The organism is Streptomyces sp. PL-25, from assembly GCF_058344915.1.
The window spans coordinates 2967787-2990264 of sequence record NZ_CP136997.1; the positions used below are offsets into that span (position 1 = coordinate 2967787).

Here is a 22478-nt window from a genome sequence, read left to right on the forward strand (position 1 = left end):
CGCCGGCTACCCCTCCGCGACGACGACGGCGGAGGCCACGCCCGCGTCATGGCTGAGCGAGAGGTGCCAGGACCGTACGCCGAGTTCGGCGGCGCGCGCCGCCACCGAGCCCTTCACCCGCAGCCGGGGCCGCCCGCTGTCCTCGACGTACACCTCCGCGTCCGTCCACAGCAGCCCGGCGGGGGCGCCGAGCGCCTTGGCCACGGCCTCCTTGGCGGCGAACCGGGCGGCGAGCGAGGCCATGCCCCGGCGCTCGCCGCTGGGCAGCAGCAGTTCCCGTTCCACGAAGAGGCGGGCGACCAGTCCGGGCGTCCGCTCCAGCGACGCCGCGAACCGGTCGATCTCGGCCACGTCGATACCGACCCCGATGATGCTCATGGAGGGACCCTACGGGGCTTCGCCCCGCCGGAGCCCTACTTGCCGCTGTCCTCGGCCAGGGTGTGCGCCACCAGGGCGTTGGCATGGCCGTGGCCGAGGCCGTGCTCGGTCTTGAGCCAGGCGACCAGTTCCATGTGCCGGGCCAGCGGCGAGGAGCGGATCAGTTCCTTCCACTCGGCGACCGGCCGGCCGTACTTCTTCTCGATGGAGGGGAAGTAGCTGGCGGGGCCCTTGACGGGTGCGGCGGTCATGGCGGGGTCCTTTCGTCGGTCGGTACGACTATCACCCATAGGACTGACAACGGCGCCGGAACTCATCGCCGCGCACCGCCTTCCCGGTCGCGTCCCCGCACCGCTCCCGCTACTCCACGGTCACCGACTTCGCCAGGTTGCGGGGCTGGTCCACCTCGTTGCCCCGGGCGGTGGCCAGTTCGCAGGCGAAGACCTGGAGGGGCACCGTGGCGACCAGCGGCTGGAGCAGGGTGGGTGTGGCCGGGACGCGGATGAGGTGGTCGGCGTAGGGGACGACCGCCTCGTCGCCCTCCTCGGCGATCACGATGGTCCGGGCGCCCCGGGCGCGGATCTCCTGGATGTTGGAGACGATCTTGCCGTGCAGCAGGGACCGGCCGCGCGGCGAGGGGACGACCACGACGACCGGCAGGTCCTCGTCGATGAGGGCGATCGGCCCGTGCTTCAGCTCGCCGGCCGCGAAGCCCTCGGCGTGCATGTACGCGAGCTCCTTGAGCTTGAGCGCGCCCTCCAGGGCGACCGGGTACCCGACGTGCCGCCCGAGGAAGAGCACGGTGTTCTTCTCCGCCAGCGAGCGGGCGAGTTCCCGCACCGGCTCCATGGTCTCCAGGACGCGTTCGACGGCGCCGCCGATGCGCGAGAGGTCGCGGATGACGGCGCGGATCTCGTCGCCCCACTGGGTGCCGCGCACCTGGCCGAGATAGAGGGCGACCAGGTAGCAGGCGACCAGCTGGGTCAGGAACGCCTTGGTGGAGGCGACGGCGACCTCGGGCCCGGCGTGGGTGTAGAGCACCGCGTCCGACTCGCGCGGGATGGTGGAGCCGTTGGTGTTGCAGATGGCGAGCACCCGGGCGCCCTGCTCGCGGGCGTGCCGCAGCGCCATCAGGGTGTCCATGGTCTCCCCGGACTGGGAGATGGCCACGACCAGCGTCCGGGCGTCGAGAATGGGGTCCCGGTAGCGGAACTCGCTGGCCAGCTCGACCTCGCAGGGGACGCGGGTCCAGTGCTCGATGGCGTACTTGGCGATCAGGCCCGCGTGGAAGGCCGTACCGCAGGCGACGATGACGACCTTGTCCGTCTCGCGCAGCTCGGCGGCGTCGATGCGCACCTCGTCCAGGGTCAGCGAGCCGGCCGCGTCGATCCGGCCGAGCAGGGTGTCGGCGACCGCCTTGGGCTGCTCGGCGATCTCCTTGAGCATGAAGTAGTCGTAGCCGCCCTTCTCGGCGGCGGCGGCGTCCCAGTCGACGTTGTAGGAGCGGACCTCGGCGGGCCGTCCGTCGAAGCCGGTGACGGTGACGCCGTCCCGGCGCAGTTCGACGACCTGGTCCTGGCCGAGTTCGATCGCGGAGCGGGTGTGCGCGATGAACGCGGCGACATCGGAGGCGAGGAACGCCTCGCCCTCCCCGACCCCGACGACCAGCGGCGAGTTGCGGCGGGCGCCGACGACCACGCCGGGCGCGTCGGCGTGCACGGCCACCAGCGTGAACGCCCCTTCGAGGCGCCGGCACACCTGCCGCATGGCCTCGGCGAGATCGGCGCACGAGGAGAACGCCTCGGCGAGCAGATGCGCGACGACCTCGGTGTCCGTCTCGGAGGCCAGGCCGTGCCCGCGCTCGGCGAGTTCGGCGCGCAGCAGCGCGAAGTTCTCGATGATCCCGTTGTGCACGACCGCGACGCGCCCGGCGTTGTCGAGGTGCGGGTGCGCGTTGGCGTCGGTGGGCCCGCCGTGGGTCGCCCACCGGGTGTGCCCGATGCCGGTGGACCCGGTCGGCAGCGGCCGTTCCACCAGCTCCTTCTCCAGATTGACCAGCTTCCCGGCCCGTTTGGCCGCCGCGAGCCCGCCGTCCGCGAGCACCGCCACCCCCGCCGAGTCGTACCCCCGGTACTCCAGCCGCCGCAGCCCCGCCATCACCACGTCGAGCGCCGACTGCACACCCACATATCCCACGATTCCACACATGCCTCCGCACCTTACGACCCGTCACCCTTCGAAACCGGCCGCCGCCTGCCCGAATTCGGAAATTCCCACGGGGGTACGAACCTCGCGCGGCCGCCGCCACGTGACCGACCCCACCCCCCGCCGCGTCCGGACTCCGTTAACAATGGACTGTGATCTCTCCGGTGCCCTCGATGCCGCGGAGCGCCCACCGGTCAAGGCCGGAGGCGACTCCCTATGTCGACCTCACTCGTGACGAGTGGAGCGCGCTGCGTGACAAGACGCCGCTGCCGCTCACCGCCGAGGAGGTGGAGCGGGTGCGCGGGCTCGGGGACGTCATCGACCTGGACGAGGTGCGGGACGTGTACCTGCCGCTGTCCCGGCTGCTCAACCTCTACGTCGGCGCGACCGACGGACTGCGCGGCGCGCTGAACACGTTCCTCGGCGAGCAGGGCTCGCAGTCCGGGACGCCGTTCGTCATAGGGGTGGCGGGCTCGGTCGCGGTCGGCAAGTCGACCGTGGCCCGGCTGCTCCAGGCGCTGCTGTCGCGCTGGCCCGAGCACCCGCGGGTGGAGCGGGTGACCACGGACGGGTTCCTGCTGCCGACGCGGGAGCTCCAGGCGCGCGGCCTGATGTCCCACAAGGGGTTCCCGGAGTCGTACGACCGCCGGGCGCTCACCCGGTTCGTCGCCGATGTGAAGGCGGGCAAGGCGGAGGTGACCGCGCCCGTCTACTCGCACCTGATCTACGACATCGTGCCCGGCGAGAAGCTGACCGTCCGCCGCCCGGACATCCTGATCGTGGAGGGCCTGAACGTCCTCCAGCCCGCGCTGCCGGGGCAGGACGGCCGCACCCGGGTCGGGCTCGCCGACTACTTCGACTTCAGCGTGTACGTCGACGCGCGCACCGAGGACATCGAGCGCTGGTACCTGAACCGGTTCCGCAAGCTGCGCGACACCGCCTTCCAGGACCCCTCCTCGTACTTCCGCAAGTGCACCCAGGTGTCCGAGGACGAGGCCCTCGACTACGCCCGCACCATGTGGCGGACCATCAACCGGCCGAACCTGGTGGAGAACATCGCGCCCACCCGAGGCCGGGCCACGCTCGTCGTGCGCAAGGGCCCCGACCACAAGGTGCAGCGGCTGCGGCTGCGCAAGCTGTGAGACACCGGCGGCGTCTACGCTGCCCCGCATGCTGCATCTGCGACTGATCACCCCCGCCGACCGCACCGACGAGGTGGCGGAGCTGATCGAGAGGACGGTCGGCACCGCTCACCTGGTGGTGCTGCCGGGCGCCGCCCGCAGCCCCGCCGGGGACGTCGTGATGTGCGACGTCGCCCGGGAGGCCGCCGACGAACTCCTCGGCGGGCTGCGGGAGCTGGGCATCGACCGCAGCGGTTCCATCGCCGTGGAGAGCATCGACCTGACGCTGTCCGACCGGGCGGAGCGGGCCGAGGAGGAGGCACCGGGCGAGGCCGCCGACGCGGTGCTGTGGGAGGAGCTGACCGACGCCACCCACGAGGAGTCGACGCTGTCGATCACCTATCTGGCGTTCATCACCCTGGCCACCATGATCGCGGCCTGCGGTGTGGTGCTCGACAACGCCGTCCTGATCGTCGGCGCGATGGCCGTGGGCCCGGAGTTCGGCCCGCTGGCCGGGGTCAGCACGGCCCTGGTGCGGCGGGCGCCGCGGCTCGCGCTGCGCTCGCTGGTCGCGCTGCTGGCCGGGTTCGCGCTGGCGATGGCCGTGACCGTGGGCTTCAGCCTCTTCATGGACGTGCTCGGCCTGTTCAGCCGGGCCAAGCTGGAGGCGCCCCGGCCCAACACCAACTTCGTGTACGCGCCCGACGCGTTCTCCTTCGTGGTGGCGGTCCTCGCCGGGGCCGCCGGCACGCTCTCGCTGACCTCGGCCAAGTCCGGCGCCCTGGTCGGCGTGGCGATCTCGGTGACCACCGTCCCGGCCGCCGCCAACGCGGCCGTCGCCTTCGCCTACGGCGACACCGCCCAGACCTGGGGCTCCAGCAAGCAACTGCTGCTGAACCTCTTCGGCATCGTGCTCGCCGGGACCCTCACCCTGCTCCTCCAGAAGTGGCTGTGGTCCACCCAGCGCGCCCGTATGCGCAGGCCCGCCGGGCGGCCGTAGGACGCCTGACGCACCGCCGGCGGCGCACGGCGCACGAGCACGCGGTGGTGGCGCGGAGCACCCGCCCCGCGCCACCACCGCGTGCTCACGCTCTTCAGCCCAGCGCCGACTTCACCGCGTCCGCCAGCCGCCCCGCCACCGAGCGGGCCTGCTCGATGTCGGCGGCCTCGACCATGACGCGCACCAGCGGCTCGGTGCCGGAGGGGCGCAGCAGCACCCGGCCGGTCTGGCCCAGCTCGTGCTCGGCCTCGGCGACCGCGGTGGCCAGGTCGGCGGAGGTCCGCACCCGGGACTTGTCCACGTCCGGCACATTGACCAGGACCTGCGGCAGGCGCTCCATCACCCCGGCCAGCTCCCGCAGCGTACGGCCGGTGTCCGCGACCCGGGCCGCCAGCATCAGGCCGGTCAGCGTGCCGTCGCCGGTGGTGGCGTGGTCGAGGATGATGACGTGGCCGGACTGCTCGCCGCCGAGGGCGAACCCGCCGGACTTCATCTCCTCCAGGACGTACCGGTCGCCGACACCGGTCTGCAGGAGGCGGATGCCCTCGCGCTCCATGGCCAGCTTGAAGCCCAGGTTGGACATGACGGTCGCGACGACGGTGTCGGAGCGCAGCGCGGAACGCTCCCGCATCGCCAGCGCGAGCACGGCCAGGATCTGGTCGCCGTCGATCTCCTCACCGGTGTGGTCCACGGCCAGGCAGCGGTCGGCGTCGCCGTCGTGCGCGATGCCCAGGTGGGCGCCGTGCGCGACGACGGCGGCCTTGAGCTGGTCCAGGTGGGTGGAGCCGCAGCCGTCGTTGATGTTGAGGCCGTCCGGTTCGGCACCGATGGTGACGACCTCGGCACCGGCCCGCGCGAACGCCTCGGGCGAGACCCGGGCGGCGGCGCCGTGCGCCTCGTCCAGCACGATCCGCAGGCCGTCGAGCCGGTTGGGCAGGACCCCGACGAGATGGGCGACGTACTTGTCGAAGCCCTCGTCGTAGTCGCGCACCCGGCCGACGCCGGCGCCGGTCGGCCGGTCCCAGGGGGCGCCGGTGCGGTGCTCCTGGTAGATCTTCTCGATCCGGTCCTCCAGCTCGTCGGCGAGCTTGTGGCCGCCGCGGGCGAAGAACTTGATGCCGTTGTCCGGCATGGCGTTGTGGCTGGCCGAGAGCATCACGCCGAGGTCGGCGCCGAGCGAGCCGGTCAGGTACGCGACGGCGGGCGTCGGCAGCACGCCGACCCGCAGCACGTCCACACCGGCGCTGGCCAGGCCCGCGACCACGGCGGCCTCCAGGAACTCCCCGGAGGCGCGCGGGTCCCGGCCGACCACGGCCTTCGGGCGGTGCCCCTCGAAGGTGCCCGCCTCGGCCAGCACGTGCGCCGCGGCGACGGACAGGCCGAGCGCCATCTCGGCGGTCAGGTCCGCGTTGGCGACGCCACGCACGCCGTCCGTGCCGAAGAGTCGTCCCACTTGTCCTCCTGAGAAAGCGTCAGTTCGTGAAGCCGTGCCGTGGTGTCCGACGCGCGTTCACCGTTCACTGGGTTCGATGGTCCCGGTGCGCCCGCGGATCCCGGAGCCGGACCCCGCCGGAACCGGGCATCCGATCGGACCGTCCGCTGAGCACACGTGCACCTGAGCACCTTGTGCCGTTATACGCCCACGGCCGGTGATAAACGAACGCCCCGGCGGCACAATGGCGTGCCGCCGGGGCGTTCGGAGTAGGCCTGTCCGCAGGCAGCCGCTGTTTAGCGCTTGCTGTACTGCGGAGCCTTGCGGGCCTTCTTCAGACCGGCCTTCTTGCGCTCGACCGCACGGTCGTCGCGCTTGAGGAAGCCGGCCTTCTTGAGCGGGCCGCGGTTGTTGTCGACGTCGGCCTCGTTCAGGGCGCGGGCGACGCCGAGGCGGAGGGCACCGGCCTGACCGGAGACACCGCCGCCGGAGATGCGGGCGACGACGTCGTAACGGCCCTCGAGCTCCAGCACCTTGAAGGGCTCGTTGACTTCCTGCTGGTGCACCTTGTTCGGGAAGTAGTCCTCGAGGGTGCGACCGTTGATCTTCCACTTGCCGGTGCCCGGGACGATCCGGACACGGGCGATGGCGTTCTTGCGGCGGCCCAGGCCGGCGGCCGGCTGCGGCTCACCGAAACGGGAGGCCATCGACTCCGAGGTGTACTCGCCCTCGACGGGCACCTCGGACTCGGTGGTGTAGCTGTCGATGTCAAGCTCTTCGAGCGGCTGCTCGGCAGTGGTCTCGGCCACGATTCTCCTCAGATTCTCTTCGGTCTTAGGGGGTGGCCGGACTTACTGCGCGACCTGGGTGATCTCGAACGGCACCGGCTGCTGGGCGCCGTGCGGGTGCTGGTCACCCCTGTAGACCTTCAGCTTCGAGAGCATCTGACGGCCCAGGGTGTTCTTGGGGAGCATGCCCTTGACGGCCTTCTCGACGGCCTTCTCGGGGTTGTTCGCGAGCAGGTCGTCGTAGCGGACGGAGCGCAGACCACCCGGGTAGCCGGAGTGGCGGTACGCCAGCTTCTGCTGCCGCTTGTTGCCGGACAGGTGCACCTTGTCGGCGTTGATGATGATGACGAAGTCACCAGCGTCGACGTGCGGCGCGTAGATCGGCTTGTGCTTGCCGCGCAGGAGGGTGGCGGCGGTGGTCGCCAGACGACCCAGGACGACGTCCTGGGCGTCGATGACGTGCCACTGGCGCGTGATGTCGCCGGGCTTGGGGCTGTACGTACGCACGGTTCGTAGCCTTCGCTTCTTCAGTGAATGGTCCTGACAAGGTCACCGAAGACGATCACGACAGCCCTGACCGCACAGCGGTGACGCAAACCGCGTGCTGGTCGCTGGTCATCGGCCCGGTGGACCGGTGTAAGGGCCGGGTCCGTGAGAAGAGCCAAGCCAATACACAACGAACATGCAGGATACCCGTGCGGCACTCCGGGGGTCAAAACGGGGTTGCCCGGGTCGTTCCCGCGTGTTCCGCGTCCCAGTGTACGGGCGGCGGGCTCCCGCCACGGCGGGCGGCGCCCGCGGCGGGCGCCGTTAAGATGCGCCCCATGAGCTATGGGCAGGGGGGCGGTCCGCAGTCCCAGTGGGACCCGTGGACACCGCATTCTCAGCAGCCGTCCAGCGGCGACGACCAGACCCCGGACTGGGCGGCACTCGCCGAGGCGTCCGAGTCCCGGACCAAGCGGCGCAGGCTGCTGTTCATCGGGGGCGGAGCGCTGGCCACGGTCGCCGTGGGCGCGGCCGTCGCCGTCGCCGTGGTGTCCGCGAACAGCGACGACGACGCCTCCGGCGGCCCCGCCTCCCAGCTGCCCGCCACCGCCACCCTGCCGAGCGGCTCGGCCGGCGCGCCCTCCTTCGAGCCGACCACCGCCCCGCCCCCGCTGGATCCGAAGGACTTCATATCCAGCGCGCGCAAGGACACGGCCCCCCTCGGCCCGGACACCCTCTTCCCCGGCGCCCGCCTCACCATGAACGAGGCCGCCTACGCCAAGGGTCCCACCGCCGACACCAAGGACTGCGCCTCCGCCGTCCAGGGCAGCCTGGCCAAGGCCCTCACCGGCAACGGCTGCACCCGTGTGATCCGTGCCACCTACACCCGCGACGGCATCGACGTCACCGTCGGTGTCGCCGTCTTCGACAGCGAGGCACAGGCGGCCAAGGCCAAGAGCCAGACCGACAAGAAGAGCATCGTCAAGCCGCTCACCGGCAGCGGCGTCAAGGACTTCTGCTCCGGCGCGGTCTGCCGCTCCACCACCAACTCCTACGGCCGCTACGCCTACTTCACCCTCGCCGGCTTCCCCGGCGACAAGGACGTCACGACCAAGGACACCAAGGTCTTCCGCAGCGGCGACGACCTCGCCGAGTACGCGTTCCGGCAGATCCGCCGGCGCGGCGAGGCCCAGGCGTCCGCGGCCGCCACCCGGTAGCCGCGCGGGCGGGACCGGCCCCTACCGGCGCCGCAGCCGCAGCCGCAGCGGCACCACCGCCGACTCCAGCTGGGTGCGCAGCGTCATCTTCGACACACCCTCGGCGCGCTGCCCGAACCGGATCGGCACCTCGGCGGCCCGGTGCCCCGCCCGCACCGCCCGGTACTTCAGCTCGACCTGGAAGCTGTAGCCCGCGCTGTCCAGCGTCGAGAGATCCACGTCGCGCAGGACCGCCGCCGACCACAGGTTGAAGCCCGCCGTGATGTCCCTGATCCGCGTGCCGAGCACGGCGCGCGCGTAGGCGTTCGCGAACCGGGAGAGCAGCACCCGGTGCGCGCCCCACTCCTCGTCCAGCGAGCCGCCCGCCGCGTACCGGCTGCCCACCACGAGACCGGCCCCGGTGGCGAGCGCCTCGCGCAGCATGCGCGGCACCGCCTCGGCGGGATGGCTGCCGTCGGCGTCCATCTGCACGACCCAGTCGGCGCCGTCCGCCAGCGCGGCCGTCATGCCCGCGACGTACGCCCGGCCGAGACCGTCCTTCTCCGTGCGGTGCAGGACGCTCATCCGGGCGCCGCCCCCGGCACCGGCCGTGCCGTACTCCCGCGCCAGCTCCTCGGCGATCCGGCCGGTGCCGTCCGGACTGGAGTCGTCGACCACCAGCAGCCGCAGCCCGGCCAGCGGCAGGCCCAGCACCGCCGCCGCCGTGCGCGGCAGGCTCCCCGCCTCGTTGTACGTCGGCATCACCACCGTGACCCGCGCGTCCTCGCCGCCGCCGTCGCCGCCGTCTTGAGATCGCCCCATCGGCTCCTCCGGCTCCCTCATCGCTGCCCGCCCTCCCCGCTCTCCCCGGCCGCCCCCACCGGCCCGGAGCCGCCCAGCGCCCAGAACCGCCAGCCCGCCGCCGTCCAGCGGTCCGCGTCCAGCACGCCCCTGCCGTCCACGATCCGCGGACGGTACACCAGCGCCGCCGCCCGGACCGGATCGACCTCGCGGAACTGCGGCCACTCGGTCAGATGCAGCACCAGCTCAGCGCCGCGCAGCGCCTCCTCGGCCGACAGCGCGTAGCCGAGCAGCGGGAACGCCTCGCGCGCGTTGTCCATGGCCACGGGGTCGTAGACCGTCACATCGGCACCGTCGAGACCGAGCCGCGCGGCCACGTTCAGCGCGGGCGAGTCGCGGACGTCGTCGGAGTCCGGCTTGAAGGCCGCGCCCAGGACGGCCACCCGCGCCCCGAGGACCGTGCCCCCGCACAGCTCCCGGGCCATCGCGATCACCCGGTCCCGGCGCCGCATGTTGATCGCGTCGACCTGGCGCAGCAGCCCCAGGTCCACGCCCAGCTCGGCGGCCCGGTGCGCGAAGGCCCGGATGTCCTCGGGCAGGCAGCCTCCGCCGAAACCCGCCCCGGCCCGCAGGAACGCCGGCCCGATCCGCCCGTCGAGCCCCAGCGCCTCGGCCAGCCGCCGTACGTCACCGCCGGTGGCCTCGCACACCTCGGCCATCGCGTTGATGAAGGAGATCCTGGTGGCCAGGAAGGAGTTCGCGGCCGTCTTCACCAGCTCGGCGGTGGCGAACCCGGTGACGACCAGCGGCGTCCCGGCGCCCAGCAGCGGCGCGTACACGGTCCGCAGCAGCCGCTCGGCACGCGCCGTGCGCACCCCGAACACCAGCCGGTCGGGCCGCAGCGTGTCCCGGACGGCGAAGCCCTCCCGCAGGAACTCCGGGTTCCAGGCGATCTCCACGCCGTGCGCCGCGGCCAGCCGGTCCGCCGTGCCCACCGGCACCGTCGACCTGCCCACCAGCAGCGCGCCCTTGCGCGTGTGCCCCGCGATGGCGGCGAAGGCGCGCTCCACGCAGGTCAGGTCGGCCGCGTCGCCGCCCTGGCGCTGCGGGGTGCCCACACACACGAAGTGCACCTGGCCGAAGGCGCCCGCCTCCTCGAAGGAGGTGGTGAACCGCAGCCGCCCGCTCGCCGTGTGCCGGGCGACCAGCGGCGCGAGCCCCGGCTCGTGGAACGGCGCCCGCCCGGCGCCCAGCGCGGCGACCTTGCCCCGGTCGACGTCGACGCCGGCCACCTCGTGCCCCAGCTCCGCCATGCAGGCGGCGTGCGTGGCACCCAGGCGGCCGGTGCCGATGACGGTGAGCCGCATGCGTCCGCCCTCCTCGCCGTACGGCCGCCGCCACCGCGCGGCGGGCGGGCCGCTCGGGCGAGTTCCCCGCCGCGCCCCCTCCCTACCCGCTCAGCAGCAGCCGGCGGTGGGCAGCGACCGCTTGTTGCGCGCCTCCCGGCTGCGCGCGGCCAGCAGCTCGTCGGCCGGGTAGCCGACCTCCTCCAGCGTCAGCCCGTGCGGCCGTACGACATGCACGGCGGAGTCCCGTACGCCCGCGGCCAGCACCTTTCCGGGCCAGTCGGGCGGGCGGTGGCCGTCGCCGACGAAGAGCAGCGCGCCGATCAGCGAGCGCACCATGTTGTGGCAGAACGCGTCCGCGCGGACCGTGGCCGTGACGATCCCGTCCGCCCCGCGCTCCAGGCTGAGCTGCTGGAGGGTGCGGATGGTGGTCGCGCCCTCGCGCTTCTTGCAGTACGCGGCGAAGTCGTGCTCGCCGAGCAGGGCGCGGGCGGCCTCGTTCATGGCGTCGACGTCCAGCGGCCAGTCGTGCCACAGGACGTGGCCGCGCAGCAGCGGGTCGACCCCGCCCGGGTTGTCGGTGACCCGGTAGGCGTAGCGGCGCCAGACGGCGGAGAAACGGGCGTTGAAGCCGCTCGGGGCGGGCCGCAGCGCCCAGACGCGCACGTCCCTGGGCAGCCGCCCGGCGAGCCGCTTGAGCAGCTTCTCGTGGTGCTCGCGCCAGACCTCCTCCGGCAGGTCCACATGGGCCACCTGGCCGCGCGCGTGCACCCCGGCGTCGGTCCGCCCGGCGACGGTCAGCTCGTACGTCCGCTGCGAGCGCGTGACCGTACGCAGCGCGTCCTCGATCTCGCCCTGCACGGTGCGCTTCCCGCCGGCCTGCTTGGCCCAGCCGTGGAAGCCGCCGCCGTCGTAGGACAGGTCGAGGCGGACGCGGACATGACCGGGCTCTGCTTCGTCACTCACGGCGGAATCCTCTCAGGACACCCGACTGTCCGAAAAACACGGAAGCGGTCCGGAGCACACGGAGCACACGGAAGCGGGCCCGCCCCCGGAAAGGGACGGGCCCGCTTCAGGCGTCAGCCTCAGGCGTCCTTGGACTCCTCGGCCGGAGCCTCGGTGGCCTCGGTCTGCTCGACCTTGGCCTCCTCGGCCTCCTTGACCGCGCGCTTGGTGGCGGCCTCGGCCTCGCCCACGGCGTTCTGCTGCACCGTCAGCGCCTCGACCAGCTCGATGACGGCCATGGGCGCGTTGTCGCCACGGCGGTTACCGATCTTGGTGATGCGGGTGTAGCCACCGGGACGGTTCTCGTACCGCGGGCCGATCTCGGTGAAGAGCGTGTGGACGACGCTCTTGTCCGTGATGACCTGGAGCACCTGACGGCGGTTGTGAAGGTCGCCCTTCTTCGCCTTGGTGACCAGACGCTCGGCGTACGGGCGCAGGCGGCGCGCCTTCGCCTCGGTGGTGGTGATGCGGCCGTGCTCGAACAGCGCCTTCGCGAGGTTCGCGAGGAGGAGCTTCTCGTGCGCGGCGCTGCCGCCCAGACGGGCACCCTTGGTGGGCCTCGGCATGATGTTTCTCCTAGGTGTCTGCCCCGGCCGTACCAGGTACCGGAGTCAGTATCCGAGCAGGCGGTCGCCTGTCGGAGATCCGGGGCTCTTCAGCCCCGGAAGGGGCGCGGGGAACTGCGCGATCAGGCACAGCGCACCCGCACCCGGTGTCGGACCGTCGGTCCCGAGCTGTCAGTACTGCTCGGTCTCGACGAACCCGGCGTCCGCGTCGTCGTCGGCGCCGAAGGCGTCCGCGGCGGCGGTCGGGTCGAATCCGGGCGGGCTGTCCTTGAGGGCCAGGCCCATGCCGGCCAGCTTCGCCTTGACCTCGTCGATCGACTTCGCACCGAAGTTGCGGATGTCGAGCAGGTCGGCCTCGGAGCGGGCGACGAGCTCACCCACGGAGTGGATGCCCTCGCGCTTGAGGCAGTTGTACGACCGAACGGTGAGCTCCAGCTCCTCGATCGGCAGCGCCAGATCGGCGGCGAGCGCGGCGTCCGTCGGGGACGGACCCATGTCGATGCCCTCGGCGTCGATGTTCAGCTCGCGGGCGAGACCGAACAGCTCCACCAGGGTCTTGCCCGCGGAGGCCATGGCGTCGCGCGGACGCATCGCCTGCTTGGTCTCGACGTCGACGATCAGCTTGTCGAAGTCGGTGCGCTGCTCGACACGGGTGGCCTCGACCTTGTACGTGACCTTGAGAACCGGCGAGTAGATGGAGTCGACCGGGATACGGCCGATCTCCTGGCCCACCTGCTTGTTCTGCACGGCGGAGACATAGCCGCGACCGCGCTCGACGGTCAGCTCCATCTCCAGCTTGCCCTTGCCGTTGAGCGTGGCGAGGACGAGGTCGGGGTTGTGCACCTCGACACCGGCCGGGGGCGCGATGTCGGCGGCGGTGACCAGACCCGGGCCCTGCTTGCGCAGGTACATCACGACCGGCTCGTCGTGCTCCGAGGAGACGACCAGCTGCTTGATGTTGAGGATCAGGTCGGTGACGTCCTCCTTGACGCCCGGCACGGTGGTGAACTCGTGCAGCACGCCGTCGATGCGGATGGACGTGACCGCCGCACCCGGGATCGAGGAGAGGAGGGTACGGCGCAGGGAGTTGCCGAGGGTGTAGCCGAAGCCCGGCTCCAGCGGCTCGATGACGAACCGGGAGCGGAACTCGTCGACGACCTCTTCGGTCAACGAAGGTCGCTGAGCGATCAGCATCTGTGGATCAGATCCTTCTTTCGTGGGCGCCCGCTATTTGACGCCCGACGGACCGCACCCGAAGGGGTGCGCATACTGCAAGGGTACGGGCGGCACGGCCCGAAGGAGCCGCACCGCCCGGCAAGCACTGCGAGACGGCGTCAGACGCGACGGCGCTTCGGCGGGCGGCAGCCGTTGTGCGGGGTCGGGGTGACGTCCTGGATGGAGCCGACCTCGAGACCGGTCGCCTGGAGCGAGCGGATGGCGGTCTCACGACCGGAACCCGGACCCTTGACGAACACGTCGACCTTGCGCATGCCGTGCTCCTGGGCGCGGCGGGCAGCCGACTCGGCGGCCATCTGCGCGGCGAACGGCGTGGACTTGCGGGAGCCCTTGAAGCCGACGTGGCCGGCGGAGGCCCAGGAGATCACGTTGCCGCTGGGGTCGGTGATCGAAACGATGGTGTTGTTGAACGTGCTCTTGATGTGCGCGTGGCCGTGAGCGACGTTCTTCTTTTCCTTGCGGCGCACCTTCTTGGCAGCGCCCTGACGTCCCTTGGGGGGCATGTCGTTCTCCTACGGGAGGTGGTCGGTCCTACAGCGAAGACCGCTGGACGGCGAGTCCGCTGCGGACTACTTCTTGCCCGGCTTCTTCTTGCCGGCGATGGCGCGACGCGGGCCCTTGCGGGTACGGGCGTTCGTGCTGGTGCGCTGACCGCGGACGGGCAGACCGCGGCGGTGCCGCAGACCCTGGTAGCAGCCGATCTCGACCTTGCGGCGGATGTCGGCCTGGATCTCGCGACGGAGGTCACCCTCGGTCTTGATGTTGTTGTCGACGTACTCGCGGATCGCGACGAGCTGCTCCTCGGAGAGGTCGCGAACGCGGGTGTTCGGGTCGATGCCGGTGGCGTCCAGCGTCTGCTGGGACAGGGTCCGGCCGATGCCGAACACATAGGTCAGGGCGACCTCCACGCGCTTTTCGCGCGGGATGTCAACACCGGAAACGCGTGCCATTCAATGGCTCCAGTTTGATCTTCGGAGGTCTTCCACAGGACCGGTGCCCAGCCGCCGTACCAGGTACGAACTGGGTCCCCGGCCTCCGAACCGGGGGTGTCGAGCGTGCGCGCACGCCGCTCGGGTCCTGCGTATGAACATATTCAGCTCGCGTCGCGCGAATCTCTGCGATTGCGGTGCAGAGGGAGCGGTCGGTCGTGCGTCAGCCCTGGCGCTGCTTGTGGCGCGGGTTCTCGCAGATGACCATGACCCGACCGTGACGGCGGATCACCCTGCACTTGTCGCAGATCTTCTTGACGCTCGGCTTGACCTTCATGGGATGTGAGGTTCTCCGGGTCAGTTGCCGGCGGACCCATGGCCTGGCGGCCACGGGACGTGGGCAAGATCTACTTGTACCGGTAGACGATCCGGCCACGCGTCAGGTCGTACGGAGAAAGCTCCACCACGACCCGGTCGTCAGGGAGGATGCGGATGTAGTGCATACGCATCTTGCCGCTGATGTGTGCCAGGACCTGGTGGCCGTTCTGGAGCTCGACCCTGAACATGGCGTTCGGCAGAGACTCGACGACAGTGCCCTCGATCTCGATGGCACCTTGCTTCTTGGCCACGCTTCGCCCTTCGAATCGACTACCTTGATCGACTCTCTCTGCTTTCCCTTGCGGGCGCATGCGGACATACGGATGCACGAGAGCCGACGAGTCAGTCTACGTCAGCGCACCCGGAAACACGAATCGGGAAAGTCTGCCCCACCCGGGAGATCGTTACGCCGGGCCCCCTCGGACAACTCGTCCGAGCGTGGGCCGCGGGTCAGGGCGGCTGAGCCGGCGCCCGCGCCGGGCGGGAATCAGCCCAGCGGGTCCGGCGCCGCCGTCACGCCCAGCTCGGCCAGCTTCGCGCGGCCGCCGTCGGGGGAGGTCAGGACCAGCGGGCCCTGTTCGGTCAGGGCCACCGAGTGCTCCCAGTGCGAGGACCAGGTGCCGTCCGTGGTGATGACCGTCCACTCGTCGTCCAGGACGCGGGTCCTCGGGGTGCCGAGGGAGACCATGGGCTCGATGGCCAGGCAGAAGCCGGGGACCAGCTTGGGGCCCTTGCCGCGGCGGCGGTCGACGTAGTTCAGCAGATGCGGGTCCATGTGCATCTCGGTGCCGATGCCGTGGCCGCCGTAGTCCTCGATGATCCCGTACTTGCCGCCGCCGGGCTTGGGCTGGCGGCGGATGTACGTCTCGACGGCACGGGAGATGTCCACGAGCCGGTTGCCCTGCTTCATGGCCGCGATGCCCGCCCACATCGACTCCTCGGTCACCCGCGACAGCTCGACCAGTTCCGGGGCGTGCCCGGAACCGACGAAGGCGGTGTACGCCGCGTCACCGTGCCAGCCGTCGACGATCGCGCCGCAGTCGATGGAGATGATGTCGCCGTCCTTGAGGACGACGTCCTCGGCGGGGATGCCGTGCACGACCACCTCGTTGACCGAGGTGCAGATCGTGGCGGGGAAGCCGCCGTAGCCGAGGAAGTTCGGCTTGGCGTCGTGCTCGGCCAGCACCTTGCGGGCCACCTGGTCCAGGTCCTTGGTGCTCGCGCCCGGCACGGCCGCCTCCCGGGTGGCCGCGTGGATCGCGGCGACGACCAGCCCCGCCGCACGCATCGTGGCGATCTGCTCGGGGGTCTTGATCTGCACCATGGGGACGGGGCCTTTCTCGGAACCGGGGGCCGACTGCTTCAACCATAAGGGCGCCTCGGGGCGCCCACAGCGCAGCCGCGGTCCCCGGCGAAGGGACCGCGGCTGCGACCGTCGTGATGACTACTGCGTGGCGTCCTCGCGCTTGAGCGCCTCCAGGGCGCGCCGCGTGATCTCGTCCACCGGACCCAGCGACGAGATCGTCACGACCAGGCCCTGCTTCCGGTAGTAGTCGATGATCGGCTCGGTCTGCGTGTGGTAGACCTCGAGCCGCTTGCGGACGGTGTCCTCGTGGTCGTCGTCCCGCTGGTACAGCTCGCCGCCGCAGACGTCGCAGACGCCTTCCTGCTCGGGCTTGCTGTACGACACGTGGAAGACGTGGCTGGAGTCGTTGCGGCAGATGCGCCGGCCGGCGATCCGCTTCACGACCTCGTCCTCGGGAGCCTCCAGGTCGAGCACCGCGTCCAGCCGGATGCCCTCGCTGCCGAGCGTCTCGTCCAGCGCCTCGGCCTGCGACACATTGCGCGGGAACCCGTCGAGCAGGAACCCGCCCTCGGCGTCCGGCTGCTCCATGCGGTCCTTGGCCATCGCGATGGTGACCTCGTCCGGGACCAGGTTGCCGGCGTCCATGTAGGACTTCGCGAGCTTGCCCAGCTCCGTCTGCCTGCTGATGTTGGCGCGGAACAGGTCACCCGTGGAGATGTGCGGGATCGACAGCTTCTCTGCAAGGCGCGTGGCCTGCGTACCCTTGCCTGCGCCCGGCGGCCCGACGAGGACGATTCGCATCAGCGGAGGAACCCTTCGTAATTGCGCTGCTGGAGCTGGCTCTCGATCTGCTTCACCGTCTCCAGACCCACACCCACGATGATCAGGATGCTGGTACCGCCGAACGGGAAGTTCTGGCTTGCCCCGAAGCCGACCAACGCCACTGTTGGCACGAGAGCGATCAGACCCAAGTACAGCGAACCCGGCCAGGTGATCCGGTTGAGCACGTACGAAAGGTACTCAGCGGTCGGTCGGCCAGCCCGGATGCCCGGGATGAAGCCACCATACTTCTTCATGTTGTCGGCGACTTCTTCGGGGTTGAAGGAGATCGCCACGTAGAAGAACGCGAAGAACACGATGAGCAAGAAGTACGCGGTGATGTAGATCGGGTGGTCGCCCTTGGTCAGGTTCTGCTGGACCCAGGTCTTCCACCCGGAGTTGCCGCCGGAGAACTGCGCGACGAGCGCCGGGATGTAGAGCAGCGACGAGGCGAAGATGACGGGGATCACACCCGCCTGGTTCACCTTGAGCGGGATGTACGTCGACGTACCGCCGTAGGACCGGCGGCCGATCATGCGCTTCGCGTACTGCACCGGGATGCGGCGCTGGGCCTGCTCCACGAAGACGACCAGACCGACCATGACCAGGCCGACCAGGAGCACGGTGCCGAACTCGATCCAGCCGCCGGCCAGCTTGCCCGACTTCTTGATCGACCACAGGGCCGACGGGAAGGTGGCGGCGATCGAGATGAACATCAGGATCGACATGCCGTTGCCGATGCCGCGGTCGGTGATCAGCTCACCGAGCCACATGACCGTGACGGTGCCGGCGGTCATGCAGATCACCATGACGATGGTGTTGAAGATCGCCTGGTCCGGGACGATGCTCGACGCCACCGTGCACCCGGAGAACAGGGCGCCGCTGCGGGCGGTGGCCACCAGGCCGGTGCCCTGGAGGATGGCGAGCGCCACCGTCAGGTAGCGGGTGTACTGGGTGATCTTCGCGGTGCCGGACTGGCCCTCCTTCTTGAGGGCCTCCAGACGCGGGATCACCACGGTCAGCAGCTGCAGGATGATGCTCGCCGTGATGTACGGCAGGATCCCGAGGGCGAAGATCGTGATCTGGAGCAGCGCGCCGCCGCTGAACATGTTGACCAGACCGAACAGCCCCTGGTTGCCCGAGGCTTCGGTCACGCACTGCTGCACGGCCTTGTAGTTGACACCCGGGATCGGGACGTGGGTACCGACCCGGTACACCACGACGATGCCGAGCGTGAAGAGCAGCTTCTTGCGCAGGTCGGGCGTCCTGAACGCCCGGACGAAGCCGGTGAGCACGGTGCCTCCTGCGACCCCCGCGCACGTGCGTCAGGGTGACGGTTTTGAGGTTCCAACAGAGAACGACGAATGGACAACGGACGACTGCCGCTCCGGGTGCCCGAGGTGCGGCGTCCGGTGGAAGTGGACAGTGCAGGCCACCTTACCGGCGATACCGCCCCCCTAGGAACGACCAACCGGGGATACCCCATTTGTGGGTATCCCCGGTCGGGACGTTCAGGTCATCAAGACGTCCGAGGGATTCAGACGAGCTCGGTGACGCTACCGCCGGCGGCGGTGATCTTCTCCTTGGCGGACCCGGAGACGGCGTCGACCGTCACCTGGAGCGCCACGGAGACCTCGCCCTGGCCGAGGACCTTGACGAGGCTGTTCTTGCGAACGGCACCCTTGGCCACCAGGCCCTCGACGGTGACCTCGCCACCCTCGGGGTACAGCGCGGCCAGCTTGTCGAGGTTCACGACCTGGTACTCGGTCTTGAACGGGTTCTTGAAGCCCTTCAGCTTCGGAAGACGCATGTGGAGGGGCATCTGGCCACCCTCGAAGCGCTCCGGAACCTGGTAGCGGGCCTTCGTGCCCTTGGTACCACGACCGGCCGTCTTACCCTTCGACGCCTCACCACGACCCACACGGGTCTTGGCGGTCTTGGCGCCCGGGGCGGGACGGAGGTTGTGGATCTTGAGCGGGTTCTGCTCCGCCATGATCAGTCGACCTCCTCGACCGTCACGAGGTGGCGGACGGTGTGCACCATGCCGCGGAACTCGGGACGATCCTCCTTGACGACCACGTCACCCAGGCGCTTGAGGCCCAGGGAACGCAGGGTGTCGCGGTGGTTCTGCTTGCTGCCGATGTAGGACTTCGTCTGCGTGATCTTGAGCTGCGCCATGATTACGCACCCGCCCCGGCACGCGCACGAAGGAGAGCCGCGGGGGCGACGTCCTCGAGCGGCAGACCGCGGCGGGCCGCGACCTCCTCGGGACGCTGCAGGCCCTTGAGGGCCGCCACGGTGGCGTGCACGATGTTGATCGCGTTGTCGGAGCCCAGGGACTTCGACAGGATGTCGTGGATACCGGCGCACTCGAGCACGGCGCGCACCGGACCACCGGCGATAACACCGGTACCGGGCGACGCGGGCTTGAGCAGCACGACGCCGGCAGCCTTCTCACCCTGGATCGGGTGCGGGATGGTGCCCTGGATGCGGGGGACCTTGAAGAAGTGCTTCTTGGCCTCCTCAACACCCTTGGCGATGGCGGCCGGCACCTCCTTGGCCTTGCCGTATCCGACACCCACGGTGCCGTCACCGTCGCCCACCACGACCAGCGCGGTGAAGCTGAAGCGACGACCACCCTTCACAACCTTGGCGACACGGTTGATCGCGACGACGCGCTCGACGTACGCGGTCTTCTCGGCGGCAGCTGCGCCGCCGTCACGGCCCTTCCGGTCCCGCCGCTCGCCGCCACCGGCACCGCCACCGCGGCGCTGGGGTCCAGCCATTGGAATTACCTCTCTCTGTTTCCGCTAGCTCGCAGCAACATCAGTCGCTGCCGCGACGGGCGACTCAGAACTTCAGTCCGGCTTCGCGGGCGGCGTCAGCCAGAGCCGCGATCCGACCTGCGTACTGGTTGCCACCACGGTCGAACACGACAGCCTCGACACCGGCGGCCTTGGCACGCTCGGCGACCAGGGCGCCGACCTGCTTGGCCTGCGCGGACTTGTCGCCCTCGCCGCCGCGGATCGACGTGTCCAGCGTGGACGCCGATGCCACGGTGTGGCCCTTGAGGTCGTCGATCACCTGCGCCACGATGTGGCGGTTGGAGCGGGTCACGACCAGACGGGGGCGCTCCGCCGTACCGGAGATCCGCTTGCGGATCCGGATGTGACGGCGCTTGATCGCGGCGCGCTTGTAGGCGTCGCCCTTGAGGATCTTCTGCCCGTATGCCATGGCTTACTTACCCGCCTTTCCGACCTTGCGGCGGATGACTTCGCCCTCGTACTTGACACCCTTGGCCTTGTACGGGTCGGGCTTGCGCAGCTTGCGGATGTTCGCCGCAACCTCGCCGACCTTCTGCTTGTCGATACCCTCGACCGAGAAGCGGGTGGGGGCCTCGACCTTGAAGGTGATGCCCTCGGGTGCCTCGACGGTGATCGGGTGGCTGTAGCCGAGCGCGAACTCCAGGTTCGAACCCTTGGCCGTCACGCGGTAACCGACACCGCTGATCTCGAGCTTCTTCACGTAACCCTGGGTCACGCCGGTGATCATGTTCGCCACCAGCGTGCGGGACAGGCCGTGCAGGGCCTTGTTCTGACGCTCGTCGTTGGGGCGGGTGACGTTCAGAACGCCGTCCTCACCCTTGGCGATGTCGATCGGCGCCGCGACGGTGTGGGTCAGTTCGCCCTTGGGGCCCTTGACCTTGACCGTACGGCCGTCGATGGTGACGTCCACGCCGGCGGGAACCGTGATGGGGAGCTTGCCAATACGCGACATAGCTGTTTCCTCCGTTCCCTTCCGCTACCAGACGTAGGCGAGGACTTCCCCACCCACGCCCTTCTTGCCGGCCTGCTTGTCGGTGAGGAGCCCGTGCGACGTGGAGATGATCGCCACGCCGAGGCCGCCCAGCACCTTGGGCAGGTTGGTGGACTTCGCGTAGACCCGGAGACCGGGCTTCGAGATCCGCTTGATGCCCGCGATGGAGCGCTCACGGTTCGGGCCGTACTTCAGCTCGAGGACGAGGTTCTTGCCGACCTCGGCGTCCTCGGTCTTCCAGCCGGTGATGAAGCCCTCCTGCTGGAGGATCTCCGCGATGTGCGACTTGATCTTCGATGCCGGCATCGTCACGGAGTCGTGGTATGCCGAGTTCGCGTTCCGCAGACGCGTAAGCATGTCTGCGATCGGATCAGTCATGGTCATGAATTGGCCTTCGGCCTCTCTCGCCGGGGTTTCCTGGTGCGCCATCCCTCTCCCCGATCCGAGACGGGACGGGTGCGGCGCGGTGGACCTACGGCGTAGTAAGTCGTTTAGGGCGCGGCGGGCGCCCAACCCCACAAGCCTAAGGCATGGGGGGTGGGTCGCCTGCCGACCCCGGTTGCTTACCGAGAGTCCTGGTTAACCCAAGTGGGCTGTTACCAGGAGCTCTTGGTCACGCCCGGCAGCTCGCCACGGTGAGCCATCTCACGAAGGCACACGCGGCACAGGCCGAACTTGCGGTACACGGAGTGCGGGCGGCCGCAGCGCTGGCAGCGGGTGTAGCCACGCACCCCGAACTTGGGCTTGCGAGCAGCCTTCGCGATGAGAGCCTTCTTCGCCATCTCGCTCACGCCTCCTTGAACGGGAAGCCGAGGTGACGGAGAAGGGCGCGGCCCTCTTCGTCGTTGGTCGCCGTGGTGACCACGGTGATGTCCATACCCCGGACACGGTCGATCTTGTCCTGGTCGATCTCGTGGAACATGACCTGCTCCGTGAGACCGAAGGTGTAGTTGCCACGGCCGTCGAACTGCTTGGGGGACAGGCCGCGGAAGTCGCGGATGCGCGGCAGCGCCAGCGACAGGGTGCGGTCCAGGAACTCCCACATGCGGTCGCCACGGAGCGTGACGTGGGCACCGATCGGCTGGCCCTCACGCAGCTTGAACTGCGCGATGGACTTGCGGGCCTTGGTGACCGCGGGCTTCTGGCCGGTGATCGTGGTGAGGTCGCGGATGGCGCCCTCGATCAGCTTGGAGTCGCGGGCGGCGTCGCCCACACCCATGTTGACCACGATCTTGACGAGGCCCGGGATCTGCATGACGTTCTCGTACTTGAACTCGTCACGCAGCTTGGGGGCGATCTCGCCGCGGTACTTCTGCTTCAGACGCGGGGCAGTGGTGGTAGCCATCAGATGTCCTCACCCGTCCGCTTGGCAACGCGGATCTTGTTGCCCTCGTCGTCGAAGCGGTAACCGACGCGCGTGACGACCTTGTTGCCGTCCTTCTCCACGACCAGCTGGACGTTGGAGACGTGGATCGGGGCCTCGGTGGTCACGATGCCGCCGGCCTGGGAACCGCCGGCGGTCGGGCCGGCCTTGGTGTGCTTCTTGACCCGGTTGACACCCTCGACCAGGACGCGGTCCTCGCGGGGGAAGGCCGCGATGACCTTGCCCTGCTTGCCCTTGTCCTTACCGGTGATGACCTGGACCAGGTCGCCCTTCTTGATCTTCATGC

The 22478-nt window shown here is 69.9% G+C and carries 30 protein-coding genes; 3 read left to right on the top strand and 27 right to left on the bottom strand.

Features of this window, described 5'->3' with window-relative positions:
* Window positions 1–6: 6 nt before the first annotated feature.
* From R4Z62_RS13085 to glmS, 3 genes are all read right to left on the bottom strand, one after another.
* Entirely contained in the window at window positions 7–378 is a 372-nt protein-coding gene (locus tag R4Z62_RS13085; RefSeq protein WP_018564833.1) for a holo-ACP synthase, read from the bottom strand.
* Between the two features lie 35 nt (window positions 379–413).
* Complete coding sequence (locus R4Z62_RS13090) at window positions 414–629, bottom strand: DUF4287 domain-containing protein (RefSeq protein WP_491519891.1); 216 nt, start codon at window positions 627–629, stop codon at window positions 414–416.
* A gap of 109 nt (window positions 630–738) precedes the next feature.
* Complete coding sequence (gene glmS, locus R4Z62_RS13095; protein WP_064534667.1) at window positions 739–2586, bottom strand: glutamine--fructose-6-phosphate transaminase (isomerizing); 1848 nt, start codon at window positions 2584–2586, stop codon at window positions 739–741.
* 170 nt (window positions 2587–2756) lie between these two features.
* Here glmS and coaA point away from each other — a divergent pair, with 170 nt between their 5' ends.
* Window positions 2757–3725 carry a type I pantothenate kinase gene (gene coaA, locus R4Z62_RS13100; RefSeq protein ID WP_491521867.1) on the top strand — a complete coding sequence of 323 codons (969 nt, stop codon included), beginning with the start codon at window positions 2757–2759 and terminating at the stop codon, window positions 3723–3725.
* Between the two features lie 28 nt (window positions 3726–3753).
* On the top strand, window positions 3754–4704 hold the full coding sequence (locus R4Z62_RS13105; protein WP_491519892.1) for a DUF389 domain-containing protein: 951 nt from the start codon (window positions 3754–3756) through the stop codon (window positions 4702–4704).
* A gap of 94 nt (window positions 4705–4798) precedes the next feature.
* On the opposite strand, the gene glmM is transcribed toward R4Z62_RS13105, so the two are convergent.
* The 3 genes from glmM to rplM form a co-directional block, all read right to left on the bottom strand.
* Window positions 4799–6157 carry a phosphoglucosamine mutase gene (gene glmM / locus R4Z62_RS13110; protein WP_064534662.1) on the bottom strand — a complete coding sequence of 453 codons (1359 nt, stop codon included), beginning with the start codon at window positions 6155–6157 and terminating at the stop codon, window positions 4799–4801.
* 275 nt (window positions 6158–6432) lie between these two features.
* A complete protein-coding gene (gene rpsI / locus R4Z62_RS13115; RefSeq protein ID WP_018564827.1) occupies window positions 6433–6945 on the bottom strand; it encodes a 30S ribosomal protein S9 in 513 nt (170 codons plus the stop codon).
* A gap of 42 nt (window positions 6946–6987) precedes the next feature.
* Window positions 6988–7431, bottom strand: coding sequence for a 50S ribosomal protein L13 (gene rplM / locus R4Z62_RS13120; RefSeq protein ID WP_018564826.1), 444 nt, complete (start codon window positions 7429–7431; stop codon window positions 6988–6990).
* 317 nt (window positions 7432–7748) lie between these two features.
* Here rplM and R4Z62_RS13125 point away from each other — a divergent pair, with 317 nt between their 5' ends.
* Entirely contained in the window at window positions 7749–8627 is an 879-nt protein-coding gene (locus R4Z62_RS13125; protein WP_064534661.1) for a hypothetical protein, read from the top strand.
* A gap of 21 nt (window positions 8628–8648) precedes the next feature.
* On the opposite strand, the gene R4Z62_RS13130 is transcribed toward R4Z62_RS13125, so the two are convergent.
* The 21 genes from R4Z62_RS13130 to rplX all read right to left on the bottom strand — a co-directional run bounded on the left by R4Z62_RS13130 (window position 8649) and on the right by rplX (window position 22476).
* Window positions 8649–9428, bottom strand: coding sequence for a polyprenol monophosphomannose synthase (locus tag R4Z62_RS13130; protein WP_491519893.1), 780 nt, complete (start codon window positions 9426–9428; stop codon window positions 8649–8651).
* Between the two features lie 17 nt (window positions 9429–9445).
* Window positions 9446–10774, bottom strand: coding sequence for a UDP-glucose dehydrogenase family protein (locus R4Z62_RS13135; protein WP_491519894.1), 1329 nt, complete (start codon window positions 10772–10774; stop codon window positions 9446–9448).
* 90 nt (window positions 10775–10864) lie between these two features.
* Window positions 10865–11719, bottom strand: a complete 855-nt coding sequence (gene truA, locus R4Z62_RS13140; RefSeq protein ID WP_385497289.1) for a tRNA pseudouridine(38-40) synthase TruA — start codon at window positions 11717–11719, stop codon at window positions 10865–10867.
* A 119-nt stretch (window positions 11720–11838) separates the two neighbouring features.
* Entirely contained in the window at window positions 11839–12324 is a 486-nt protein-coding gene (rplQ, locus tag R4Z62_RS13145; protein WP_018564822.1) for a 50S ribosomal protein L17, read from the bottom strand.
* 171 nt (window positions 12325–12495) lie between these two features.
* A complete protein-coding gene (locus tag R4Z62_RS13150) occupies window positions 12496–13518 on the bottom strand; it encodes a DNA-directed RNA polymerase subunit alpha (protein WP_003966937.1) in 1023 nt (340 codons plus the stop codon).
* Window positions 13519–13658: 140 nt separating this feature from the next.
* Window positions 13659–14063 carry a 30S ribosomal protein S11 gene (gene rpsK, locus R4Z62_RS13155; RefSeq protein ID WP_003956432.1) on the bottom strand — a complete coding sequence of 135 codons (405 nt, stop codon included), beginning with the start codon at window positions 14061–14063 and terminating at the stop codon, window positions 13659–13661.
* A gap of 66 nt (window positions 14064–14129) precedes the next feature.
* Complete coding sequence (rpsM, locus tag R4Z62_RS13160) at window positions 14130–14510, bottom strand: 30S ribosomal protein S13 (RefSeq protein WP_018564821.1); 381 nt, start codon at window positions 14508–14510, stop codon at window positions 14130–14132.
* A gap of 202 nt (window positions 14511–14712) precedes the next feature.
* Complete coding sequence (rpmJ, locus tag R4Z62_RS13165) at window positions 14713–14826, bottom strand: 50S ribosomal protein L36 (protein ID WP_003998809.1); 114 nt, start codon at window positions 14824–14826, stop codon at window positions 14713–14715.
* A gap of 70 nt (window positions 14827–14896) precedes the next feature.
* Window positions 14897–15118, bottom strand: a complete 222-nt coding sequence (gene infA / locus R4Z62_RS13170) for a translation initiation factor IF-1 (RefSeq protein ID WP_004927214.1) — start codon at window positions 15116–15118, stop codon at window positions 14897–14899.
* 236 nt (window positions 15119–15354) lie between these two features.
* Entirely contained in the window at window positions 15355–16191 is an 837-nt protein-coding gene (map, locus tag R4Z62_RS13175; RefSeq protein WP_491519895.1) for a type I methionyl aminopeptidase, read from the bottom strand.
* 120 nt (window positions 16192–16311) lie between these two features.
* Complete coding sequence (locus R4Z62_RS13180; RefSeq protein ID WP_491519896.1) at window positions 16312–16974, bottom strand: adenylate kinase; 663 nt, start codon at window positions 16972–16974, stop codon at window positions 16312–16314.
* Entirely contained in the window at window positions 16974–18287 is a 1314-nt protein-coding gene (gene secY / locus R4Z62_RS13185) for a preprotein translocase subunit SecY (RefSeq protein ID WP_064534649.1), read from the bottom strand. Before secY ends, R4Z62_RS13180 begins: the two co-directional genes overlap by 1 nt.
* Window positions 18288–18529: 242 nt before the next feature.
* Window positions 18530–18985 carry a 50S ribosomal protein L15 gene (gene rplO / locus R4Z62_RS13190; protein WP_064534647.1) on the bottom strand — a complete coding sequence of 152 codons (456 nt, stop codon included), beginning with the start codon at window positions 18983–18985 and terminating at the stop codon, window positions 18530–18532.
* 2 nt (window positions 18986–18987) lie between these two features.
* A complete protein-coding gene (rpmD, locus tag R4Z62_RS13195; protein ID WP_009190145.1) occupies window positions 18988–19170 on the bottom strand; it encodes a 50S ribosomal protein L30 in 183 nt (60 codons plus the stop codon).
* A 2-nt stretch (window positions 19171–19172) separates the two neighbouring features.
* Window positions 19173–19778: a 30S ribosomal protein S5 gene (rpsE, locus tag R4Z62_RS13200; protein ID WP_007494753.1), complete on the bottom strand. Its 606-nt coding sequence runs from the start codon at window positions 19776–19778 to the stop codon at window positions 19173–19175.
* A 64-nt stretch (window positions 19779–19842) separates the two neighbouring features.
* Window positions 19843–20226 (bottom strand): 50S ribosomal protein L18, encoded by a 384-nt coding sequence (rplR, locus tag R4Z62_RS13205; RefSeq protein ID WP_018564816.1) that lies wholly within the window; start codon window positions 20224–20226, stop codon window positions 19843–19845.
* A 3-nt stretch (window positions 20227–20229) separates the two neighbouring features.
* The gene (gene rplF / locus R4Z62_RS13210; RefSeq protein WP_064534646.1) at window positions 20230–20769 is read right to left on the bottom strand and encodes a 50S ribosomal protein L6; all 540 of its coding nucleotides are present in this window, start codon (window positions 20767–20769) and stop codon (window positions 20230–20232) included.
* 24 nt (window positions 20770–20793) lie between these two features.
* Entirely contained in the window at window positions 20794–21192 is a 399-nt protein-coding gene (gene rpsH / locus R4Z62_RS13215) for a 30S ribosomal protein S8 (protein ID WP_026252022.1), read from the bottom strand.
* 212 nt (window positions 21193–21404) lie between these two features.
* Window positions 21405–21590, bottom strand: coding sequence for a type Z 30S ribosomal protein S14 (locus R4Z62_RS13220; protein ID WP_003948630.1), 186 nt, complete (start codon window positions 21588–21590; stop codon window positions 21405–21407).
* A 5-nt stretch (window positions 21591–21595) separates the two neighbouring features.
* Window positions 21596–22153 carry a 50S ribosomal protein L5 gene (rplE, locus tag R4Z62_RS13225; RefSeq protein WP_018564813.1) on the bottom strand — a complete coding sequence of 186 codons (558 nt, stop codon included), beginning with the start codon at window positions 22151–22153 and terminating at the stop codon, window positions 21596–21598.
* Window positions 22153–22476, bottom strand: coding sequence for a 50S ribosomal protein L24 (rplX, locus tag R4Z62_RS13230; protein ID WP_024883202.1), 324 nt, complete (start codon window positions 22474–22476; stop codon window positions 22153–22155). Before rplX ends, rplE begins: the two co-directional genes overlap by 1 nt.
* Between the last annotated feature and the right edge of the window lie 2 nt (window positions 22477–22478).

Bases quoted from the DNA above. Each gene is read 5' to 3' on its own strand.
- R4Z62_RS13085 (WP_018564833.1), bottom strand. From the start codon at position 378: ATGAGCATCATCGGGGTCGGTATCGACGTGGCCGAGATCGACCGGTTC.
- R4Z62_RS13090 (WP_491519891.1), bottom strand. From the start codon at position 629: ATGACCGCCGCACCCGTCAAGGGCCCCGCCAGCTACTTCCCCTCCATC.
- glmS (WP_064534667.1), bottom strand. From the start codon at position 2,586: ATGTGTGGAATCGTGGGATATGTGGGTGTGCAGTCGGCGCTCGACGTG.
- coaA (WP_491521867.1), top strand. From the start codon at position 2,757: ATGCCGCGGAGCGCCCACCGGTCAAGGCCGGAGGCGACTCCCTATGTC.
- R4Z62_RS13105 (WP_491519892.1), top strand. From the start codon at position 3,754: ATGCTGCATCTGCGACTGATCACCCCCGCCGACCGCACCGACGAGGTG.
- R4Z62_RS13125 (WP_064534661.1), top strand. From the start codon at position 7,749: ATGAGCTATGGGCAGGGGGGCGGTCCGCAGTCCCAGTGGGACCCGTGG.
- R4Z62_RS13130 (WP_491519893.1), bottom strand. From the start codon at position 9,428: ATGGGGCGATCTCAAGACGGCGGCGACGGCGGCGGCGAGGACGCGCGG.
- R4Z62_RS13135 (WP_491519894.1), bottom strand. From the start codon at position 10,774: ATGCGGCTCACCGTCATCGGCACCGGCCGCCTGGGTGCCACGCACGCC.
- rplQ (WP_018564822.1), bottom strand. From the start codon at position 12,324: ATGCCGAGGCCCACCAAGGGTGCCCGTCTGGGCGGCAGCGCCGCGCAC.
- R4Z62_RS13150 (WP_003966937.1), bottom strand. From the start codon at position 13,518: ATGCTGATCGCTCAGCGACCTTCGTTGACCGAAGAGGTCGTCGACGAG.
- rpsK (WP_003956432.1), bottom strand. From the start codon at position 14,063: ATGCCCCCCAAGGGACGTCAGGGCGCTGCCAAGAAGGTGCGCCGCAAG.
- rpsM (WP_018564821.1), bottom strand. From the start codon at position 14,510: ATGGCACGCGTTTCCGGTGTTGACATCCCGCGCGAAAAGCGCGTGGAG.
- rpmJ (WP_003998809.1), bottom strand. From the start codon at position 14,826: ATGAAGGTCAAGCCGAGCGTCAAGAAGATCTGCGACAAGTGCAGGGTG.
- map (WP_491519895.1), bottom strand. From the start codon at position 16,191: ATGGTGCAGATCAAGACCCCCGAGCAGATCGCCACGATGCGTGCGGCG.
- R4Z62_RS13180 (WP_491519896.1), bottom strand. From the start codon at position 16,974: ATGCGAATCGTCCTCGTCGGGCCGCCGGGCGCAGGCAAGGGTACGCAG.
- rplO (WP_064534647.1), bottom strand. From the start codon at position 18,985: ATGGCGGAGCAGAACCCGCTCAAGATCCACAACCTCCGTCCCGCCCCG.
- rpmD (WP_009190145.1), bottom strand. From the start codon at position 19,170: ATGGCGCAGCTCAAGATCACGCAGACGAAGTCCTACATCGGCAGCAAG.
- rpsE (WP_007494753.1), bottom strand. From the start codon at position 19,778: ATGGCTGGACCCCAGCGCCGCGGTGGCGGTGCCGGTGGCGGCGAGCGG.
- rplR (WP_018564816.1), bottom strand. From the start codon at position 20,226: ATGGCATACGGGCAGAAGATCCTCAAGGGCGACGCCTACAAGCGCGCC.
- rplF (WP_064534646.1), bottom strand. From the start codon at position 20,769: ATGTCGCGTATTGGCAAGCTCCCCATCACGGTTCCCGCCGGCGTGGAC.
- rpsH (WP_026252022.1), bottom strand. From the start codon at position 21,192: ATGACCATGACTGATCCGATCGCAGACATGCTTACGCGTCTGCGGAAC.
- R4Z62_RS13220 (WP_003948630.1), bottom strand. From the start codon at position 21,590: ATGGCGAAGAAGGCTCTCATCGCGAAGGCTGCTCGCAAGCCCAAGTTC.
- rplE (WP_018564813.1), bottom strand. From the start codon at position 22,153: ATGGCTACCACCACTGCCCCGCGTCTGAAGCAGAAGTACCGCGGCGAG.
- rplX (WP_024883202.1), bottom strand. From the start codon at position 22,476: ATGAAGATCAAGAAGGGCGACCTGGTCCAGGTCATCACCGGTAAGGAC.